Origin of the sequence: Amycolatopsis sp. NPDC049159, from assembly GCF_040648295.1 — a bacterium.
In the GTDB taxonomy this organism is placed as follows: domain Bacteria; phylum Actinomycetota; class Actinomycetes; order Mycobacteriales; family Pseudonocardiaceae; genus Amycolatopsis; species Amycolatopsis pretoriensis_A.
Window position 1 is genome coordinate 357271 of record NZ_JBEZDL010000006.1, and the last position, 20250, is coordinate 377520.

Sequence of the window (20250 nt, forward strand, 5' to 3'; positions counted from 1 at the left end):
GCTGCGCTTTCGGCTCAGGCCGCACCGAGCGCCGGCGAGGTGTGCGCATGAGCCTGACCGGATTCACCGCGCCTTGGTGGTTCCTGCTCCTGATCGCCGTGGCGGCGGTCGCCGTCGGGTACGTGCTCGCGCAGCGAGCGCGGCGGAAGCGGACCATGCGGTTCGCGAACCTCGACCTGCTGGAGCGGGTCGCGCCGAAGAGCCAGGGCTGGGTCCGGCACGTGCCGGCGGTGCTGATCGTGCTGTCGCTGCTGCTGCTGACCGTGGCGCTGGCCGGGCCGACCGCCGAGCAGAAGGTGCCGCGCAACCGGGCCACCGTGATGCTGGTGATCGACGTGTCGCTGTCGATGGAGGCGACCGACGTCGCCCCGACGCGGCTGAAGGCGGCCCAGGACGCGGCGACGCAGTTCGCGCAGAACATGACCCCGGGCATCAACCTGGGCCTGATCTCGTTCGCGGGCACGGCGACGGTGCTGGTCAACCCGACCACCGACCGCAACGGCGTGATCAAGGCGATCGAGAACCTGAAACTGGCCCAGTCGACGGCGACCGGCGAGGGCATCTTCGCGGCCCTGCAGTCGGTGGAGAGCTTCTCCACCGTCGTCGGCGGCGCCGACGGACCACCGCCGGCCCGGGTGGTCCTGATGTCCGACGGCAAGCAGACGGTGCCGGAGGACCTGTACGCGGCCCGCGGTGGCTACACGGCGGCCCAGGCGGCGAAGCAGGCGGGCGTCCCGATCTCGTCGATCTCGTTCGGCACGACGCACGGCTCGGTCGACATCGACGGCAAGGCCCAGCCGGTGAGCGTCGACGACGAGTCGCTGCGCGAAATCGCCCGGCTGTCCGGCGGCGACTTCTACAAGGCGGCCAGCGCCGAAGAGCTGAAGAAGGTCTACGCGGACCTCGGCGAGCAGATCGGCTACGAGATCAAGGACGCCGACGCGAGCAAGCCGTGGCTGGTAGCGGGCACACTGATCCTGATGATCGGCGCGGCGGCCAGCCTGTTCTTCGGCCAGCGACTCCCGTGACTCAGGCTCGGCGGACGCCGTAGAGGCTTCCGCCGAGCAGGGTTGCCCCGGAGAGGACGCCGCTCACGAACGGCACCCACTCCGTGGCGCTCCCGAGCAGAGCGAGACCGACGACGCCGAGCACGGTCAGGACCGCGCCCACCACCAGGATCGACCGGGTCTTCCACGCCGACGCCAGCGCGACGAAGTGCAGCCCGACGATCGTGGCGATCCAGGCGACGTTCGCCTCCACCGGTGCTTCCAGCAGGCTCAGCACGAAGAACCCCGCGACCAGCAGCACGACCTCGCCGATGACGACGACCCGGTAGCTGGGCCCGAACACCGGGCGGTCGTCGAGCGTCGGGCGGCCGCCCGCGCGGAAGCCGAGGACCACCACCGCCGCGAGGGCGAGGACGGCGAGGACGCGCAGCACCCAGCCGATCGCCGCCGGCAGCGGGGCGCCGGAGTTGACCAGGACGAACACCGTGCCGAACGCGGCGCCGATGAGCGCCCCCAGGAACTGCTGTCGCATCCGGCGAACCTACCGGACGGCGATCATGACGCTTCGCGGTCACCGTAACGCCCACGTGGATGGAGAAGACTGTTCCCAGGTACGGCGAACGTGAGGAGACGGGGGTTGGCGGTCGGGGAGCAGGGGCGGAAGCTGCCGGCGCGGCGGGTGTTCCTCAGCCACACCAGTGAGCTGGGCGAGTGGCCGAAGCCGCGGTCGTTCGTCGCGGCGGCGAAGGACGCGGTGGCCGCGGCCGGGGATGCGGTGGTGGACATGTCCGCCTTCACCGCCCGGGACGCGACACCGGAGCAGCTCGATCGGGAGATGCTGGCCGAGGCGGACATCTACGTGCTGATCGCGGGTTTCCGCTACGGCACGCCGGTGCGGGGCCGTCCGGAGGTCTCCTACTGCGAGCAAGAGTTCGAGTTCGCCACCGCCGCCGGCATGGAGCGGCTGGTGTTCGTGCTGGCCGAGGACACCGAGGGGCCACCGGCGCTGATCCGGGACCTGGAGCACGGCCGCGAGCAGGAGGCGTTCCGCAAACGGCTGCCCGACAGCGGTCTCACGATCACCAGGGTGTCCTCACCCGGCGAACTGGCAGCCAAGCTTGAGCGTGCGCTGAATCGGGTTCCTCGCTCCCGGCCGGAGTCGAAGCTCGCGGGCCGGATCTCGAACATCCCCGCGCGTACGGCGACCTTCACCGGTCGCGACGAGCTCCTGAACAGCCTGCGGGCGGCGTTGTGTTCGGGGCAGCCGGCGGTGGTGCAGGCACTCAACGGGATGGGCGGAGTCGGCAAGACCACGACGGCGATCGAGTACGCCCATCGTCACGCCGAGGACTACGACGTGGCGTGGTGGGTCCCGTCGGAAGACCCCAGCCTCGTCCTCGGACACCTCGCTGACCTGGCGCAGTCCCTGGGCCTGACCACCGGGCAGGATTCGCCGGCGGTCGCGGTGTCCCGGCTGCGTGGGGCGCTACGGTCTCGCGGCCGGTGGCTGGTGGTGTTCGACAACGCCGAAGACCCCGCCGCCCTGCGACCGCTGCTGCCCACCGGGGGCGGGCACGTGATCATCACCTCCCGCAACCCCGACTGGGACGACATCGGTGCTGCGCTGCCGGTGCGGCAATTTACCCGCCCCGAGTCGATCCAGCTGCTGCGAACCCGTTGTGACCGACTCACCGAATCCGACGCCGACCGCATCGCGAATGCCCTGGGCGACCTGCCCCTGGCTGTGAACCAGGCAGCACGCCTGCTGGCGACAACCGGTCTGACCGTCGAGGACTACCTCGAACTGCTCTCCGAGCGCACCGATGAACTGATGGCCCGCCAGGAGATGGGCAGCAGCTATCCCGTCTCGCCGGCTGCGGCGTGGACGCTGTCGTTCGACCAGCTCGGCAGGGACCACCCCGCCGCTTTGAGCACGCTGACGCTGGTGGCCTGGCTAGCCCCTGAGCCGGTGCCACTCGCCCTGCTCACCCACCAGGACGGCGACGCCGGGGCTGCCGCGAGGGATCCGCTGGCCTTCGCCGACGCCACGGCCGCGCTGCGCGGCCGGGGGATGGCCGAGGTCACTACGACGACCATCCAGCTCCACCGGGTTCCCGCCGCGCTCCTGCGGGCCCGCACCCACGACGACATCGTCATCGAGGGCGACCGAGACTCGACGTGGCCGGTCTCCGCGGTCCGGCTGCTGAATGCCGGGCTGCCCGACGATCCCTGGAGCAACCCGCCGAGCTGGCCTCGCTGGCGGGAGCTACTCCCGCATCTGCTGGTCGTGTGTGACCCCGACCGTGCATGGCAGCCGGCAGCGGACGAAGTCGCTCACCTGCTCGACCGCACCGCGACCTACCTCCAGACCCGTGGTGACCCCCGCGTGGCACTGCCGCTGTTCCGGCGGGCGTACGCACTTCGCAAGGAATTCCTCGGCGAGGACAACCCCGGCACCCTCGCCTGCGCCAACAACCTCGCCCTCGGCCTCAGCGATCTCGGCGAGCACCAGCAGGCCCGTCAGCTGAACGAAGACACCCTCGCCCGCCGTAAGCGCCTCTCCGGCGACGACGACCCCGGTACCCTCACCGCGGCCAACAACCTCGCCCTCGGCCTCAGCGATCTCGGCGAGCATCAGCAGGCCCGTGAGCTGAACGAGGACATCCTCACCCGTCGCCGGCGGGTCCTTGGCGACGACGACCCCGGTACCCTCACCGCGGCCAACAACCTCGCCGTCAACCTCGGCAACTTGGGCGAGCATCAGCAGGCCCGTGAGCTGAACGAGGACACTCTCTCTCGCCGCAAACGCGTTCTCGGGGAGGACCACCCCGACATCCTCACCTCCGCCAGCAATCTCGCCCTCGACCTCAGCAACCTGGGCGAGCATCAGCAGGCCCGTGAGCTGAACGAGGACACCCTTGCCCGCCGAAAACGCGTTCTCGGCGACGACCACCCCCGCACCCTCACCTCCGCCAGCAGACTCGCCGTCGACCTCAGTAATCTGGGCGAGCACCAGCAGGCCCGTGAGCTGCACGAGGACACCTTCGCCCGCGCCAAACGCGTTCTAGGCGAGGACCACCCCTATACCCTCATCTTCGCCAGCAATCTCGCTGCCGACCTCAGAAACCTGGGCGAGCACCGGCAGGCCCGCGAGCTGGCCGAAAACATCCTCGCCCGTCGCAACCGCCTCCTAGACAACGAAGACTCCGGCGAAATCACGTAGCTCCGGCCAGGTCAGGCGCCCGCGAAGCCGTTCTGCCGCCAGGCTTCGTAGACCGTGATCGCCGCCGTGTTGGCCAGGTTCAGCGACCGGCTGGTCGGCAGCATCGGCAACCGCACGCGGTCGGTCACCTCCGGGGCTTCCTGCACCGAAGCCGGCAACCCCACCGACTCCGGCCCGAACAGCAGCACGTCTCCCGGTCCGTACGCGACGTCCGTGTACAGCCGGGTCGCGTTGGCGCTGAACGCGTACACCTTCGCCGGCAGCAGCGCTTCCCAAGCGGCGGCAAGGGAAGCGTGGACGTGCACCCGGGCGAGGTCGTGGTAGTCGAGCCCGGCCCGGCGCAACTGCTTGTCCTCCAACGTGAACCCGAGCGGCTCGATCAGGTGCAGTTCGCAGCCGGTGTTGGCGGCCAGGCGGATCGCGTTGCCGGTGTTCGGCGGGATTTCGGGGTGGTAGAAGAGAACCCGGAACACGGCTCAGCCCTCGAGCAAGGCCGCGTAGACCTTGCGGACCGCGTCCGGCGGCGGGGCCGGCCGCAGCGTCGCGGGATCGATGAACACGTACCGGAGGGTCGCCGCCTGCAGCAGCGTCTCGCCGCGGTGGATCTCGAAGTCGAAGATCAGCGATGTCGTGCCGAGGTGGTTCAGGTACTGCGAGACGACCAGTTCTTCGTCGTAGCGCGCGGGCGCGCGGAACTTCAGGTTCGCCTCCGCGACCACGACATCGGTGCGGTGGGCCAGGAACTCGTCGTGCGAACCGAACAGCGCCTTCTCCGCCTCGAACGCGCACATGTCCACATAGGCCAGGTAGTGGGCGTTGAAGACGATGCCCTGGCCGTCGCACTCGTGGTAGCGCACGCGCAGCGGCATCCGGACGATCGGTCGGCGGGGTTCGGTCACGAGCCCAATCTAGCGCTCAGCCGTGCAGCGCCCGGTAAGCGGCCGCCGCACCCGGCTGCAGGGGGACCGGCTGCGTGCCGATCAGCGTCCGCACGTCGAGGAACTGAGTTCCGACGGCTTCGGCGGGCACCAGCGCGGTCGCGCGCTCGACGAGCAGCCGGACCACCGCCGCCGCGACGTCGTCGGGCAGGGCGGGGGAGCAGACCAGCAGGTTCGCCACGCCGATCGTGCCCAGCGAGCCGACCCCGCGGTAGGCGCCGTCGGGCACCTGGACCTGGTCGTACACCGGCCCGTACGCGGCGCGCAGCGCGGGCACCACCGGATCCAGCGGCAGCAACGCGATCGGCGTGGTGCGGGTGAGCTCGGCGAGCTTGGGCGTCGGCACGCCGCCGGACCACAGCATGGCGTCGATCCGGCGGCCGGCCAGCGCCCGGACGGCGTCGTCGAACAGCAGGTGCCGCGCGTCGACCACGACCCCGGCCTTCGCGAACAGGCGCTCGCCGAGCTGCGCCGCGCCGGAGCCGCCCGCGCCCAGCGACACCGGACGGCCCGCGAGGTCGGCCAGCCGGCGCACCGGCCCGTCGGCGCGCACCACCAGCTGCAGGTAGTTCTCGTAGACGCGGCCGAGCGCGAGCAGTGGCACCTTCGCCCCGAACGGCGCCCCGCCGGTGATGGCCGTCTGGGCGACGTCGGTGAGCGCCAGCCCGAGGTCCGCCTGGCCGCGGCGGACGAGGTCGACGTTGGCGACACTGGCCTCGGTCGGCACGGCGGTGGCGTGCAGCAGCGGCTCGGCGCGGCTGAGCTCGGCCGCGAGCAGCTCGGCGAAGGCCAGGTAGAAGCCGCCGCGTTCGCCGGCCGCGATGGTGACCGTACGCTCCGCGCCGCGGTACCCCGACGTCGAACACCCGGCCAGGGCGAGGCCGAGGCCGCCGAGCAGGGCGGTGCGCCGTCCGACGGTCATGGCGCCGCCGGCAGCGTGACGCGGACTTCGAGGCCGTGCGGCTCGGCCCGGCGCAGTTCGAGGACGCCACCGCGGGTGCGCACCTGCTGGTGCGCGATGGCCAGCCCGAGGCCGGTGCCGCGCGGGGCGCCTTCGCCACCCGCGCGCCAGAAGCGTTCGGTGGCCCGCGCGCGATCCTCAGTGGACAGTCCGGGGCCGTCGTCGCGGACGACGAGGGTCGCCGTCTGCGGGCCGGCTTCCCAGTCCGTCGTGATCTTCGCGCCGCGGCCGGCGTAGTGGACGGCGTTGTCGAGCAGCACGTCGAGGATCTGCGCGAGTTCGCCTTCGGGGCAGCGCACGGTGACCGGCTCGTCGTGCCCCGGCGGGGGGACGATCACCGAGCCGGCGTCTTCGGCGGCCGGCCGCCAGGCGTCGACGCGCTCGGCGAGCACGGAAGCGAGGTCGCACGCCTCGTCCGCGCCCCCGGCCGCCACGCGGGTCGCGGTGCTCTCGGCGAGCGCGAGGGCCAGCAGCCCGTCGAGGAGCTTTTCCAGGCGCTCGACCTCGGCGACGGTGGCCCGGTAGGTGGCGCCGTCGCCCTCGACCTGGTGGGCCAGGGAATCGACGCGCAGCCGCAGCGCGGCCATCGGGTTCCGCAGCTGGTGCGAGGCGTCGGCGACCAGCCGGTGCTGCTGGTCGGCGGCCTCGAGGACGGCCTCGGACATCCGGTTGACCTCGGCGGCGAGCGACCGCAGCTCACGCGGTCCGGCCTTCTCCGGGACGTGCGCGCGGTGCCCGGCGGCGACGGCGAGCACGCCGGTCTCCAGCTCGTGCAACGGCCGCACCATCCACCGGGCGAGCACCACGGCCAGCAGCACGAACAGCACCGCGACCAGCAGCGCGCCGGCGGCGATGGTGCCCCAGCGGGTGGCGACGTCCGCGGCCGCCGCCGTCACCGACGCCCGCAGCACGACCACGCCGGAGACGCGGGTGCCGGTGCCGACCGGGCGGGCGAAGTAGGCGGGGTCCGCCGACCACGGCGAAAGACCGTCGACGCGCGGCGCCGGCTCGTTGCGCATGGTTGCTTCGACCAGCGCGTGCACCGCCGGGTCGGCCGCGGTCAGCCCGCCCGCCTGCACCAGCGGGACGCGGCGGGCGTCGACGATGACCACACCTTCGCCGTACAGCTCGGCGTAGCGGGCCGCGTCGGCCGCGAGGGCCGCCGGGTCGCGGGTGTCGACGGCCTGCTGGGCCAGCACGACGAACCGGTCGACGTCGGCGGTGCGGGAGATGACCAGCTGCTGGGTGCGCTGCTCGGCGGTGGCGGTCAGCAGCGGTACGGCGAACGCGGCGACGACGGCGAGCGCGAGGGCCACCAGGACCACCAGCAGCCGGGTGCGCACGGCGTCAGTCCCGGCCGAGCCGGTAGCCGAAGCCGCGGATGGTGGTGAGCAGGCCGGGCCGGTCGAGTTTCGCGCGCAGCCCGGTCAGGTGGACGTCGAGCGAGCGCGAGACGGCGAGGTAGGCGTCGCCCCAGACCTCGTCCATCAGCTGCTGGCGGCTGACCGCGGTGCCCGGGCGGGCGGCGAGGACGGCCAGGATCTCGAACTCCTTGGTGGTGAGCCCGGCGTCGTGCCCGGCGACGAGCACCCGGCGCGCACCGAGGTCGATCTCGACGTCCTCGACGCGCACGACGTCCCCGGCGGGGGCTTCGCGGGCGACCGCGCGCCGCACGACGGCGTCCATCCGGGCCAGCAGCTCGGCCAGCCGCACGGGTTTGGTCAGGTAGTCGTCGGCGCCCAGGCGCAGGCCGCGCACGACCGAGCGTTCGTCGCCGCGGGCGGTCAGGACGATGACCGGAACCGGCGAAACCGCGCGGATCTTGCGGAGGACGTCGAGCCCGTCGAGGTCGGGCAGGCCCAGGTCGAGCAGGACGAGATCGGCGTCGCGGTGGCGGTGCAGGGCGTCGGCACCGCGGCCGACGCTGGTGACGGGATGACCGCGCGCGTGCAGCGACTCGGCGAGCGCGCCGGCGACACCCGCGTCGTCTTCGACGAGGAGCACGCGCACGGTCATCCCCTTGTCAGCGCTCTTCCAGCTCGGAGGTCCTCGAGGTTTCCCGCATTGTGCCGTAGACGATCAGGGAGACCAGGACACAGCCCGCGACGTACCAGAAGAACACCGTCTCGTGGCCCGCGCTCTTCAGCGCCTGCGCGATGAGCTCGGCGGTGCCGCCGAAGATCGCCACGGTCAGCGCGTAGGGCAGGCCGACGCCGAGCGCGCGGATCTTCGTCGGGAACAGCTCGGCCTTCACGATGGCGTTGATCGAGGTGTACCCGGCGACGATGACCAGCCCGGCCAGCACGAGGAAGAACGCGCCGACGGGGTTGCGGGTCGAGCCCATCACGGTCATCAGCGGGACGGTGAGCAGCGTGCCGCCGATGCCGAAGAACAGCAGCAGCGGGCGGCGGCCGATCCGGTCGGACAGCTTGCCGGCCAGCGGCTGCAGGATCGCCGCGACGAGGATCGCGCAGAACAGCACGATGGTGACCTGCCGCCGCGGGATGTGCGCGGTGTTTTCGAGGAACTTCTGGCTGTAGGTGGCGAAGGTGTAGAAGCCGACCGTGCCGCCGAGGGTCAGGCCGACGACGAGCGCGATCTCCTTGGGGTACTTGGCGAGTTCCCGCAGGGTGCCGCGGCTGCCCTTGTTCTCGCCGGCTTCGCGGACGTAGCTCTCGGACTCGTCCATGCCGCGGCGCAGCCACATGACGGTGAGCGCGGCGAGCGTGCCGACGACGAACGCGATCCGCCAGCCCCACGACGTCAGCTGCTGTTCGGTGAGGATCGCCTGGAGGATCAGCTGGAGGCCGAGTGCGAGGAGCTGACCGCCGTAGAGCGTCACGTACTGGAAGCTGGAGTAGAAGCCGCGTTTGCCGGGAGTGGCCACTTCGGACAGGTAGGTCGCGGAGGTGGAGTACTCGCCGCCGACCGACAGGCCCTGGATCAGCCGCGCGATCAGCAGCAGGATCGGCGCGGCGATCCCGATCGTGTGATAGCTCGGCGTCACGGCGATGAGCAGCGACCCGCCCGCCATGAAGGTCACGGAGAGCACGAGCGCGCTGCGCCGCCCGAACCGGTCGGCGAACCGGCCGAGCATCCACCCGCCCAGCGGCCGCATGAGGAACCCGACGGCGAACACGGCGGCGGTCCCCAGGAACGCGGCCGTGGTGTCGGTGGTGGGGAAGAACGACTTGGCGAAGTAGGTGGTGAAGGCCGCGTAGGCGTACCAGTCGTACCACTCGATCAAGTTGCCGATGGAGCCGCGCAGCACGTTGCCGATCACGCGCTTCTCGCTCACGGCCCCGCCGGCGGTGGGGCTGATCCGGGTTGTCATCGTCGACCTCCTGTGTTGCGACTCACGGTGACGAAGGGGTGAGCGGGCAGCAAGGTCGGCGGCGGGTTCCTAACACGGCCTTAGGACGGTCGTGGGCCAGGTGGCGTGCCGGCCCGCGCGCCGCCGTGCTCGGCGAACGAGCCGATCCTGTGCCCGGCTTCTTCCAGCCGCGCGTACGTGCCGCGCGGGCCGGTGGCAGCATCCTCGATGGCGGTGTCGCGGGGAGCCGCGAAACCGAGAGCCGGACCACGAGCCCGGCGGCCCGCAGCGCTCGGTCCCGGACGGTGACCTCGGCGATGGCGAGCGAGCCGGCCACCCGCGCACCGGCCGGCTTGAAGCGGACCTCGATGGACCTCGACGGCGTGAAGCCGACCTCCGCAGCGTCGGCGAGGTGGGCGCTGAGGCCGCGTTCCCGGGCTTCGCGGGGCAGCCATGACCCGGCGGCGCGCGACAACCCCTCCGGCTGAGCCGTCCCGGTGACGCTCTGTGGCCCACATCGCACCTCGCCAAAAGTGAGAGCAAGAACGCATCCGCGTCCCGATCGGCCCCCGCCCGCCCGACTTCGTCACGCTCCGTTCATCTACCGACGGGTACTTTCACCGTCCTCTTACGTCCCCGCCCGCCGGCGCGAACCAACCCCGCCTCCCGCCCCCGCACGCGCGCAGGCACCCTGCGCGACCCGCGAGCACTGCCGATAGCCTCGTGCCCGACATCTGCGCACGGGCGACGAAGAGGGAGAACACTGTGGGACGGTCGGTCTTGGTCACCGGGGGCAACCGGGGCATCGGGTTGGCGATCGCCCGGGACCTCGCGGAGCAGGGGCACCAGGTCGCCGTCACGCACCGTGGTTCGGGGGCGCCCGAAGGGTTGTTCGGGGTGCAGGCCGACGTCACCGACACCGAGCAGGTCGACGCCGCCTTCAAGCTCGTCGAGGAGCACCAGGGGCCGGTCGAGGTGCTGGTGTCCAACGCCGGGCTGACCGACGACACGCTGCTGATGCGGATGAGCGACGAGCAGTTCGAACGCGTCATCAACGCCAACCTCACCGGCGCCTACCGCGTCGCGAAGCGCGCCTCGCGCGGGATGCTGCGCGGCAAGTGGGGCCGGTTCGTCTTCATCTCCTCCGTCGTCGGCCTCTCCGGCTCGGCCGGGCAGGCGAACTACGCCGCGTCGAAGGCCGGCCTCGTCGGCTTCGCGCGGTCGCTGGCCCGCGAGCTGGGCTCGCGCAACATCACCTCGAACGTCATCGCGCCCGGTTTCGTGCACACCGACATGACCGACGAGCTGCCCGAGGACCGCAAGAAGGAGATCCTCGCGCAGGTGCCGTCCGGCCGGTACGCCGAGCCGTCGGAGATCGCCGCCGCCGTGCGGTACCTGGCTTCCGACGAGGCCGGCTACGTCAACGGGGCCGTGCTGCCCGTCGACGGCGGCCTCGGCCTCGGCCACTGATTCCCGTTACCCGAACACCAGACCTGGAGGACCCGTGCCCGGACTGCTCGAAGGCAAGCGCCTGCTGATCACCGGCATCATCACCGACGCCTCGCTCGCCTTCCACGCGGCCAAGATCGCGCAGCAGGAGGGCGCGACCGTGGTGCTGACCGGTTTCGGTCGCATGTCGCTGGTCAAGACCATCGCGAAGCGGCTGCCGGAGCCGGCGCCGGTGCTCGAGCTCGACGTCACGAACTCCGAGCACCTCGACAGCCTCGCCGACCGGATCCGCGAGCACGTCGACGGGCTCGACGGCGTGCTGCACTCGATCGGCTTCGCCCCGCAGAGCTGCCTCGGCGCGCCGTTCCTGGACGCGCCGGCCGAGGACGTCAAGACCGCGGTCGACGTCTCCGCGTACTCGTTCATGTCGCTGTCGAAGGCGTGCCTGCCGCTGCTGGGCCGCGGCTCGTCGATCGTCGGCATGGACTTCGACGCCCGCGTTGCGTGGCCGGTCTACAACTGGATGGGCGTCGCGAAGGCCGCGCTCGAATCGGTCAACCGGTACCTGGCCAAGGAACTCGGCCCGCAGGGCATCCGGGTCAACCTGGTCAGCGCGGGCCCGATGAAGACCATGGCCGCGAAGTCGATCCCGGGCTTCTCCGACCTCGAGGACGGCTGGGGCGACCGCGCCCCGCTCGGCTGGGACAGCTCGGACCCGGACCCGACGGCGAAGAGCGTCTGCGCGCTGCTGTCGGACTGGCTCCCCGCCACCACCGGCTCGATGATCATGGTCGACGGCGGGGTCCACGCCCTCGGCATCTGACCCGTCACACCGCGATCGGCTCGCGGTCGTCGTTCCGCTGGACGACGGCCGCGGCCGTGAGCGCCACCAGGGTCGCCGCGCCGAGCGCCATGCCGGTCCAGGCGACGCTCGGGAAGCCGAGCCCGGCGTCGATCGCCACGCCGCCGAGCCACGGGCCGACGGTGTTGCCCACGTTGAACGCCGCCGTCGTGCTGGCGCCGGTGAGCGTCGGCGCGTCGCCGGAAACCTGGTAGGCGCGCACGTTCAACGCCGGGTTGGCGCCGAACCCGGCGACGCCGAAGGCCAGCACGGCCGCGACCGCGACGACCGTGTCGGTGGTCGAGGCCAGTACGGACAACGCCGCCAGCGCGAGGCCGATGCTGCCGTAGAGCGTCGCGAACGGCCGCCGGTCGGCGAGCCGCCCGCCCACCGTGATCCCCAGCAGCGCGCCGACGCCGAACAGCGCCAGGACGCCCGGTACCCACTCCTCGGGGAGGCCGTCGGTCTCGGTCAGCAGCGGCGCGAAGTAGCTGAACGCGGCGAAGACCATCGCCTGGCACAGCGCCACCACGCCGAGCGCCAGCCAGACCCGGCCGCGCCGGTACATGCGCAGTTCGCCGCGGACGCCGCCGGTGCCGCCGGTCGTGTCCGGCACGAGCGCCGCGACGCCGGCCGCCGCGAGCAGCGTCACCACCGCGACCGCCCAGAACGCCGTCCGCCAGCCGGCGTGCTGGCCGAGGAACGTCCCCGCGGGGACGCCGGCGATGTTCGCCACGGTGAGGCCGCCGACCAGGACCGCCATCGCGCGGCCGCGGCGGCCGGCCGGCACGAGCGCGATCGTCGTGGCCGCCGCGACGGCCCAGAACCCCGCGCAGGCGAGCGCCGCCACGACCCGCGTCGCGAACAGGAGCGCGTACCCCTCGGCGAGCGCGCCGACGACGTGCGCCACGACGAAGACGGCGAGCATCGCGAGCAAGGTCCGTCGGCGGGGGAGACGCAGGGTGCCGATGGCCAGCAACGGCGCCCCGACGACCATGCCGACCGCGAAGGCGGAGATGAGCAGCCCGGTGTCGGGGATGCTCACGCCCAGGTCGGCGGCCATCCCGGGGAGCAGGCCGGTGATCATGAACTCGGACGTGCCCAGCGCGAACACGCTGAGCCCGAGGACGAAGACGGCCAGGGGCACGGGTCCTCCTTGGTTGTGTATCGATCAGTTCAAAACTGCGGCAAACGAAAGGGAACTCGGTCCAGAACGGAGTCAGTGCGCGACGATCGAGGCGAGCGCGAGATCGGCGACGGCGTGCATGGCCTCGCGGCTCGTGCCCCGGCGGGCCATCACCCGCAGGCCGGAAATCGTGCTGAGCAGGAACTCCGCCACGTCGGCCGGCGCCAGGCCGTCGCGCAGGCTGCCGTCGAGCGCGCCCTCGCGGGCGCATTCGGCGAACATGGCCAGGTTCTGGTCGGTGTCGCTGCGCAGCGCGGCCCCGACCTCGTCGTCCGGCAGGCCGAGTTCGGCGAGGGTGTTGACCACGAGGCAGCCGCGGGGGCGGTCCCGGTCGGCGTCGACGGCGGTGTCGAGCACCGTCGCGAGCCGCTCGGCCGCGGTGCCCGGGCCGTCCAGGATCGCCTTCCGCTTGCCCAGTTCGCGGTTCGTGTAGTGCGTCAGCGAACGCTGGAAGAGCGCCCGCTTGCTGCTGAACGTGTTGTAGACGCTGCTGCGGCCGAGTCCGGTCGCCGTGCACAGGTCCTGGGTCGACGTCGCCTCGTAGCCGTGCTCCCAGAACGCTTCCATCGCGCGCTCGACGGCGGCGGACTCGTCGAACTCCCGTGGCCTGGCCATGGCACCACCGTAGCAGGGTTTTGGACCGATCGATTCACAACCGGGCCGGGTCAGCGTGCGGGCCGCCACATCGGCAAGATGGCGGGGTGGGATACGACGCGTTGCTGTGGCTTTCGTTCGGCGGTCCGGAAGGACCCGAGGACGTCATGCCGTTCCTCGAAAACGTCACCAGGGGCCGGGGTGTCCCGCGGGAGCGGCTCCTCGAGGTCGCCGAGCACTACCAGCACTTCGGTGGGGTTTCGCCGATCAACAAGCTGAACCGCGACGCGATGGCCGCGGTCGAGAAGCAGCTTTCGGCCGCCGGGCTGGACCTCCCGGTGCACTTCGGCAACCGCAACTGGCACCCGATGGTCGAGGACACCCTCGCCGAGCTGACGGCGGCCGGGGCGAAGCGGGTCCTGGTGTTCCCCACGAGCGCGTACGGCGGCTATTCGGCGTGCCGCCAGTACGACGAGGACATCGAACGCGCCCGCGCGGCGGTCGGCGACGGCGCGCCCGAACTGGTGAAGCTGCGCCAGTTCTTCGACCACCCGCTGTTCGTCTCGGCGGTCGCCGACGGGGTGCGCGCGGCGCACGCGTCGCTCGGTGACGTCCCCGGCGTCCGCACGGTGTTCACCGCGCACTCGGTACCCGAAAGCGCGGACAAGGCGTCCGGTCCGCCCGCGGAAGGCGGCCGCCGGTACTCGCGGCAGATCGCCGAGGCGGCCCGGCTGGTGGCGGCCGAAGCGGGCATCGCCGAGTACGACGTCGTGTGGCAGTCGCGGTCCGGGCCGCCGCAGGTGCCGTGGCTGGAGCCGGACATCGTCGACCACATCGACGCGCTGCACGCCCAGGGCGTCCCCGGGGTCGTCGTCTCGCCGATCGGGTTCGTCTCCGATCACCTCGAGGTGATCTGGGACCTGGACAACGAGGCGGCCGAACGCGCGGCCGAGCACGGCATGGCCTTCGCCCGCGCGGCGACCGCGGGCGGCGACCCGCGCTTCGCCGAGCTGGTGGTCGAGCTGATCCGGGAGCACACGAACGACGTGGCCCCGCGCAAGCTGTCGCCGTTCCCGGTGGGCGGCTGCACGGTCAACGGCGCGCCGTGCGCGATCGGCTGCTGCGAACCGGCGAAGCGCCCGGCTCGCTGAGCCGGACCTGCATCAGGTGGGGTGAGCGCGCGAAGCCGTGGCGCTCGTAGGCCGGGATGGCGCGGGTCGACGAGTGCACGGTGACCCGCTCCAGCCCCAGTTCCCCGGCCAGGCGCAGGGTCTCGCGGATCAGCAGGCCGCCGAGACCGCCGTCGCGGGCCTCGGGCACGACGTACACCGACTGGACGTCGCCGCACGCCCGCGAGAAGGCCGGCGGGGTGGGCACGCGCGCGATGATCGCGAGGAACGCCATCCCGAGCACCTCGCGGTCGCGGACGAGAACGAGGCACCGATGGGTGGCCGCGTTGTCCCGCGCCCACGCGGCGAACTCCCGGACGAACCGGTCGCGGCCGGTCGCGGGCAGCCCGTCCTGCTCCGCCACCCACCGCCACCGCAGCGCGGCGACGGCTTCGAACTCTTCGGGACGGGCGAGGCGGACTTCCGGCATGCCGTCCGCCCGGTCAGGCTTCGCGCGCCGGTTGTTCGGCGAACACCCGCACAGCTTCGTTGACCGCGGCGCACCGGGCCGTGCGGACCGCGTCCGACAGCGGCCGCAGCGCCTGGGCGCGCAACGTCGACGCCGAGGCCGACAACGCGCCGCCCGGGTCGTCCGTGGAAGCGACCACGAGGATCGCCGCGATCTCTTCGGCCCGCTGCAGCACCCGCAGGGCACGCCCGGGCGTGCCGGCCGGCCAGTCGACGTCCGGGCGGGAACGCAGGTGCGCCGACAGCTCCGCGCGCACGCCGGGCCGGTCCGAAGCCACGTCGAGCGACTGCAGGGCGCCCGCGCTGGCCCGGATCGCGTCGGTCAGCCCGTGCTCGGCCTCGGCCAGGCCGAAGTACTCGGGCCGGGCGGGCGAAGCCAGCGAGTAGACGGTCCACCGGACCAGGCCTTCGGCGATCGGCTCCGGCACCAGGCCGAAACCGAGGTCCGCGAGCACCACCGCGTCGCCGGCGCGCACCGCCGCGTCGGTGAACGGACCGCCGCCGCCGAGGCCGCGGACGTCGCCCGGGACCGGCAGGACGAGCTGGAGGGATTTCGCTCCCTGCGAACGCAGCGCCATCAGCAGCTGGACGGGGGTAGCGGCCCGGTTGAAGGCCAGCGGCAGCTGGAACGCCTCGGCGGCAGCTGCGTCGGCGGCCACGACATCGTGGGCTTCACCCCACGCGAGCAGGGCGTCGAGCACATCGTCGGACGCGGCGGCTCCGTTCAGCCACGCGCTGGACCACACCGCGAAAGTCGCACTGGGACGGCACACGACGCCCTATTTTACCGGCTCCGCCCGAACCGGCAGAGCGCGCCCACGCTGGAGTCGCTCCACATCGACGCACCGCCGATCCGGCAGTAGCGTCGAGCGGGTGAACGCTGTTCCAGACGCTCTTCCCCGCACTGCCGGGGCCCTGCGCGCGGCCGGGTACGAGCCGCGCCCGATCGCGCGAGAGATCCACGACAACCTGCTGACCGCCCTCAAGAACGGCGAGGACGCGTGGCCCGGCATCGTCGGGTTCTCGCGCACCGTGCTGCCGCAGCTCGAACGCGCGCTGCTGGCCGGCCACGACGTCGTCCTGCTCGGCGAGCGCGGGCAGGGCAAGACCCGCCTGCTGCGCACCCTCGCCGGCCTGCTCGACGAGTGGACGCCCGTCATCGGAGGCGCCGAGCTGGGCGAACACCCGCTCCAGCCGATCACCCCCGCGTCCCTGCGCCGGGCCGCCGAGCTCGGCGACGACCTGCCGGTGGCCTGGCGCCACCGCTCCGAGCGCTACACCGAAAAGCTCGCCACGCCCGACACCTCCGTCGGCGACCTGATCGGCGACGTCGACCCGGTCAAGGTCGCCGAAGGCCGCAGCCTGGGCGACCCCGAGACCATCCACTTCGGCCTGGTCCCGCGCGCCCACCGCGGCATCGTCGCCATCAACGAGCTGCCCGACCTCGCCGAGCGCATCCAGGTCGCGCTGCTCAACGTGATGGAGGAGCGCGACATCCAGGTCCGCGGCTACACGCTGCGGCTGCCGCTGGACGTCCTGCTCGTCGCCACCGCGAACCCCGAGGACTACACCAACCGCGGCCGGATCATCACCCCGCTCAAGGACCGCTTCGGCGCCGAAATCCGCACCCACTACCCCCTGGACGTGGAGTCCGAGATCGCGGTGGTCAAGCAGGAGGCCAACCTCGTCGCGGAAGTCGGCGAGCCGCTGCTCGAGGTGCTCGCCCGGTTCGTCCGGAACCTGCGCGAGTCGACCGTGATCGACCAGCGCTCCGGCGTCTCGGCGCGGTTCGCCGTCGCCGCGGCGGAAACCGTGGCTGCGGCGGCCCTGCGGCGCGCGGCGCTGACCGGCGAAGAGCCGGCCGTGGCGCGGCCGGTCGACCTCGACGCCGTCCCGTCCGTGCTGCGGGGCAAGATCGAGTTCGAGCCGGGCGAGGAGGGCCGCGAGGTCGAGCACCTCGTGCACCTGATGCGCCGCGCGGTCGCCGAGACCGCGCGCGGCCGCTTCGCCGGGCTCGACCTGCGTCCGCTGGCCGACGCCGTCGAGGACGGCCACCTGGTCGCCACCGGCGAGCGCGTCCCGGCCAAGGACGTCCTCGCCGCGCTGCCGGAACTGCCGGTGCTGCACGAGGTCGCCCAGCGGGCCGGCGTCGGCGCCGACGAACCCGCCGGACGGATCGCGGCGGCCGTCGAACTCGCCCTCGAATCGCTGTTCCTGGCCCGGCGGCTCGCCAAGGACTCCGACGACGCGACGACCGTCTACGGCCGATGACCGCGGTCCCGCTCCCCGACGGCTACTCCTACGGCCCGTGGCACGACGGGCCGGACCCGCTCGCGCCGCCGGCCGACCTGCGCGACGCGCTCGACGAGATCGGGCGCGACGTGATGGCCGGGGCGTCGCCGCGGTCCGCGCTGGAGGAACTGCTCCGGCGCGGCACCGAGCGCACGTCCGGCCTGGACGAGCTGACTCGGCGGCTCTGGCAGCGCCGGTCGCAGATCCAGCGCCGCAACAACCTGGACGGCACCCTGCAGGAGGTCCAGCGCCTCCTGCAGGAGGCCCTCGACGCCGAACGCCGGGACCTGTTCCCCGACCCGGACGACGACGCCCGCTTCCGCGAGGCCCAGCTGGACGCGCTCCCGCCGGGTACCGCGGCGGCGGTCAACGAGCTGGCGAACTACGACTGGCGCTCGGCGCAGGGCCGCGAGAACTACCAGCAGATCCGTGACCTGCTCGGCCAGGAGCTGATGGAGTCGCGGTTCCAGGGCATGAAGCAGGCGCTGCAGAACGCCGGGCCCGAGGACGTCGAGCGGATCAACGAGATGCTCGCGGACCTCAACGACCTGCTCGCCGCGCACGCCCAGGGCGCCGACGACATCCAGCAGCGCTTCGACGGCTTCATGGCGAAGCACGGCGAGTTCTTCCCGGAGAACCCGCGCAACGTCGAAGAGCTGATCGACGCGCTGGCCGAGCGGTCCGCGGCCGCCCAGCGGATGCTGAACTCGATGTCGGCCGAGCAGCGGGCCGAGCTCGCCGAGCTGACCCAGCAGGCGTTCGGCGACCCGCGGCTGGCGCAGCAGCTGTCCCAGCTGGACTCCCAGCTGCGCGCGGCGCGCCCGGGCGAGGACTGGACGGGCTCGGAGCGCTTCCGCGGCAAGAACCCGCTGGGCATGGGCGAAGGCGCGCAGGCGATGGCCGACCTGGCGGAGCTGGACGCGCTGGCCGAACAGCTGGGCCAGTCCTACCCCGGCGCGAGCCTGGACGACGTCGACCTGGAGGCGCTCGAACGCCAGCTCGGCAAGGACGCCGGGGTCGACGCCCGCCGGCTGTCCGAACTGGAGCGTGAGCTGCGCCGCCAGGGCCTGTTCGAACGGGCCGCCGACGGCACGCTCCGGTTGTCGCCCAAGGCGTTGCGGCGCCTGGGCGAGACGGCGTTGTCCGACGTCGTGAACGCGTTGCGCGGAAAGACGGGCGACCGCGATACCGAGTCGGCGGGCGCGGCGGGCGAACCGACCGGCGCGTCGCGGCCGTGGCGGTTCGGGGACATGCAGCCGTGGGACGTCCCCCGCACGATCCGCAACGCCGTGCTGCGCTCGGTTTCGGTGGGGGAGCGCCAGGTCCGCCTGGACGTCGAGGACGTCGAGGTGGTGGAGACCGAGCACCGGTCGCGGGCGGCGGTCGCGCTGCTGGTCGACACGTCGTGGTCGATGGTGCAGGAAGGCCGCTGGCTGCCGATGAAGCGCACGGCGCTGGCACTGCACCAGCTGATCAGCACGCGCTTCCGCAACGACGCGCTGCAGCTGATCACGTTCGGCCGCTACGCGATGCCGGTGGAGCTGCCGGAGCTGATCGGCCTGGAGGGCGCGTGGGAGCAGGGCACGAACGCCCACCACGGCCTCCTGCTGGCCGGGCAGCACCTGCGCCGCCACCCGGACGCGCAGCCGGTGGTGCTGATGGTCACCGACGGCGAGCCGACCGCGCACCTGGAACCGGACGGCGAGGCGGTCTTCGACTACCCGCCCCAGGACCGGACGCTCCACAAGACACTGTCCGAAGTGGATCGGCTGGCGAAGCTGGGCGCGTCGATTTCGGTGTTCCGGCTCGGGGACGACCCGAGGCTGACGTCGTTCGTGGACCTGATCGCGCGGAGGTCGGGTGGCCGCGTGGTGGCCCCGGACCTCGACGGCCTCGGCGCGGCGGTGGTGGGTGACTACCTGCGGACGCGGCGCCGCTGAGGTTCCGGTCCGCCGGCCGGCCGCACCTCGGTCGAGGTGCGGCCGGCCGGCGGGCTAGGCGCGTGTCTGACAAAAGTTTCGGCTGGTGGCTGGGATGCTGCTGGTCGTGTCGCGGTTTTAGTTGCTCTCGGATGCCCAGTGGGCGTTGATCGAGGATCTTCTTCCGGTCCGTACCGGTAAGCGCAGGCGTCCGTTTTCCGATGCGCGAGCGATGGTCGAGGGGATCATCTACCGCTATCGGTGCTGGATCGCCTGGCGCGACGGGCCAGCGGTGTCCGGTCCATGGCAGACGATCTGGACCTGGCATCGCCGGACGGCCGGCGACGGAACCTGGGACACCGTCCTGCGGCGCCTGAGCCGCCTGAGCATGCGATCGGCCGCTCCCGCGGCGGGTGGAGCACCAAGGTGCACCATCTCGTCGACGGCAACGGTCGACCGTTGGTTGCACTGGTCGGTCCCGGCCAGGCCGGGGGCTCGTCGATGTTTCCGCACCTCATGCGGCACCTACGGATCCGCCGAGCCGGACGCGGCCGGGTTCGCACCCGACCCGACCGTGTCTGCGGCGACAAGGCCTGCTTCTCGCGGGCGATCCGCGGGCATCTGCGCGACCGCGGCATCACTGCGGTAATTCCGGAGCCTGCCGATCAGGCCGAGCATCGCAAACGCCGCGGCTCCCGCGGCGGGCGTCCACCCGCCTCCGACTCGGTCGACTGCCGAGGGCGCGATGTGATCCAACGACGGTTCAACTTGCTCAAACGGTGGCGTGGGGTGGCTACTCGCTACGACTGTGAGGATGATCGGGTGCCGTCCGGTGCTCGGGTCTGACCCGCGATACGACCGGCCTCGGGTGCCTTGAGTTTGATCTGTCG

The 20250-nt window shown here is 72.2% G+C and carries 19 protein-coding genes and 1 pseudogene; 9 read left to right on the forward strand and 11 right to left on the reverse strand.

Features of this window, described 5'->3' with window-relative positions:
* Positions 1–47: 47 nt before the first annotated feature.
* Positions 48–1028, forward strand: a complete 981-nt coding sequence (locus tag AB0B33_RS14515) for a VWA domain-containing protein (RefSeq protein WP_360771102.1) — start codon at positions 48–50, stop codon at positions 1026–1028.
* A 1-nt stretch (position 1029) separates the two neighbouring features.
* On the opposite strand, the gene AB0B33_RS14520 is transcribed toward AB0B33_RS14515, so the two are convergent.
* Positions 1030–1539: a hypothetical protein gene (locus tag AB0B33_RS14520; RefSeq protein WP_360771105.1), complete on the reverse strand. Its 510-nt coding sequence runs from the start codon at positions 1537–1539 to the stop codon at positions 1030–1032.
* A gap of 105 nt (positions 1540–1644) precedes the next feature.
* Between AB0B33_RS14520 and fxsT the strand changes: the two genes are divergently transcribed.
* A complete protein-coding gene (gene fxsT, locus AB0B33_RS14525) occupies positions 1645–4230 on the forward strand; it encodes an FxSxx-COOH system tetratricopeptide repeat protein (protein ID WP_360771108.1) in 2586 nt (861 codons plus the stop codon).
* A gap of 11 nt (positions 4231–4241) precedes the next feature.
* Here fxsT and AB0B33_RS14530 read toward each other — a convergent pair whose 3' ends face one another.
* Genes AB0B33_RS14530 through AB0B33_RS14555 form a run of 6 tightly spaced genes read right to left on the reverse strand, consistent with a single transcriptional unit; the run spans position 4242 to position 9463 of the window.
* A complete protein-coding gene (locus tag AB0B33_RS14530) occupies positions 4242–4703 on the reverse strand; it encodes a tRNA (cytidine(34)-2'-O)-methyltransferase (RefSeq protein ID WP_360771111.1) in 462 nt (153 codons plus the stop codon).
* Between the two features lie 3 nt (positions 4704–4706).
* On the reverse strand, positions 4707–5129 hold the full coding sequence (locus AB0B33_RS14535; RefSeq protein WP_247023217.1) for a thioesterase family protein: 423 nt from the start codon (positions 5127–5129) through the stop codon (positions 4707–4709).
* A gap of 16 nt (positions 5130–5145) precedes the next feature.
* Positions 5146–6090 (reverse strand): TAXI family TRAP transporter solute-binding subunit, encoded by a 945-nt coding sequence (locus AB0B33_RS14540; protein ID WP_360771114.1) that lies wholly within the window; start codon positions 6088–6090, stop codon positions 5146–5148.
* Entirely contained in the window at positions 6087–7472 is a 1386-nt protein-coding gene (locus AB0B33_RS14545; RefSeq protein ID WP_360771118.1) for a HAMP domain-containing sensor histidine kinase, read from the reverse strand. Before AB0B33_RS14545 ends, AB0B33_RS14540 begins: the two co-directional genes overlap by 4 nt.
* A gap of 4 nt (positions 7473–7476) precedes the next feature.
* Positions 7477–8145, reverse strand: coding sequence for a response regulator transcription factor (locus AB0B33_RS14550; RefSeq protein WP_247023220.1), 669 nt, complete (start codon positions 8143–8145; stop codon positions 7477–7479).
* Positions 8146–8152: 7 nt separating this feature from the next.
* Complete coding sequence (locus AB0B33_RS14555) at positions 8153–9463, reverse strand: MFS transporter (protein WP_360771121.1); 1311 nt, start codon at positions 9461–9463, stop codon at positions 8153–8155.
* 744 nt (positions 9464–10207) lie between these two features.
* On the opposite strand from AB0B33_RS14555, the gene AB0B33_RS14560 reads away from it, so the two are divergent.
* Both AB0B33_RS14560 and fabI read left to right on the forward strand, forming a co-directional pair.
* Positions 10208–10912, forward strand: coding sequence for a beta-ketoacyl-ACP reductase (locus AB0B33_RS14560; RefSeq protein ID WP_247023223.1), 705 nt, complete (start codon positions 10208–10210; stop codon positions 10910–10912).
* A 34-nt stretch (positions 10913–10946) separates the two neighbouring features.
* Positions 10947–11714: an enoyl-ACP reductase FabI gene (gene fabI / locus AB0B33_RS14565; RefSeq protein ID WP_247023224.1), complete on the forward strand. Its 768-nt coding sequence runs from the start codon at positions 10947–10949 to the stop codon at positions 11712–11714.
* A gap of 4 nt (positions 11715–11718) precedes the next feature.
* Here fabI and AB0B33_RS14570 read toward each other — a convergent pair whose 3' ends face one another.
* Positions 11719–12879 (reverse strand): Cmx/CmrA family chloramphenicol efflux MFS transporter, encoded by a 1161-nt coding sequence (locus AB0B33_RS14570; protein ID WP_360771125.1) that lies wholly within the window; start codon positions 12877–12879, stop codon positions 11719–11721.
* A 72-nt stretch (positions 12880–12951) separates the two neighbouring features.
* Complete coding sequence (locus AB0B33_RS14575) at positions 12952–13533, reverse strand: TetR/AcrR family transcriptional regulator (protein ID WP_360771128.1); 582 nt, start codon at positions 13531–13533, stop codon at positions 12952–12954.
* An 86-nt stretch (positions 13534–13619) separates the two neighbouring features.
* On the opposite strand from AB0B33_RS14575, the gene AB0B33_RS14580 reads away from it, so the two are divergent.
* The gene (locus AB0B33_RS14580) at positions 13620–14663 is read left to right on the forward strand and encodes a ferrochelatase (protein ID WP_360771131.1); all 1044 of its coding nucleotides are present in this window, start codon (positions 13620–13622) and stop codon (positions 14661–14663) included.
* On the opposite strand, the gene AB0B33_RS14585 is transcribed toward AB0B33_RS14580, so the two are convergent.
* Together AB0B33_RS14585 and AB0B33_RS14590 are read right to left on the reverse strand one after the other, a co-directional pair.
* Positions 14605–15111, reverse strand: a complete 507-nt coding sequence (locus AB0B33_RS14585; RefSeq protein WP_360771134.1) for a GNAT family N-acetyltransferase — start codon at positions 15109–15111, stop codon at positions 14605–14607. The genes AB0B33_RS14580 and AB0B33_RS14585 overlap by 59 nt on opposite strands.
* 13 nt (positions 15112–15124) lie before the next feature.
* Entirely contained in the window at positions 15125–15922 is a 798-nt protein-coding gene (locus AB0B33_RS14590; protein WP_360771136.1) for a hypothetical protein, read from the reverse strand.
* Between the two features lie 100 nt (positions 15923–16022).
* On the opposite strand from AB0B33_RS14590, the gene AB0B33_RS14595 reads away from it, so the two are divergent.
* The 4 genes and pseudogenes from AB0B33_RS14595 (at position 16023) to AB0B33_RS14610 (ending at position 20206) form a co-directional block, all read left to right on the forward strand.
* Positions 16023–17420 (forward strand): ATP-binding protein, encoded by a 1398-nt coding sequence (locus AB0B33_RS14595; protein WP_360771139.1) that lies wholly within the window; start codon positions 16023–16025, stop codon positions 17418–17420.
* Positions 17417–19381 (forward strand): VWA domain-containing protein, encoded by a 1965-nt coding sequence (locus AB0B33_RS14600; protein ID WP_360771142.1) that lies wholly within the window; start codon positions 17417–17419, stop codon positions 19379–19381. The genes AB0B33_RS14595 and AB0B33_RS14600 overlap by 4 nt, the downstream gene beginning before the upstream one ends.
* A gap of 121 nt (positions 19382–19502) precedes the next feature.
* A pseudogene (locus AB0B33_RS14605) lies at positions 19503–19712 on the forward strand (transposase); the annotation flags it as partial.
* Positions 19664–20206, forward strand: a complete 543-nt coding sequence (locus AB0B33_RS14610; protein WP_360771145.1) for a transposase — start codon at positions 19664–19666, stop codon at positions 20204–20206. The pseudogene AB0B33_RS14605 and the gene AB0B33_RS14610, both read left to right, overlap by 49 nt.
* The last annotated feature ends 44 nt before the right edge of the window (positions 20207–20250 follow it).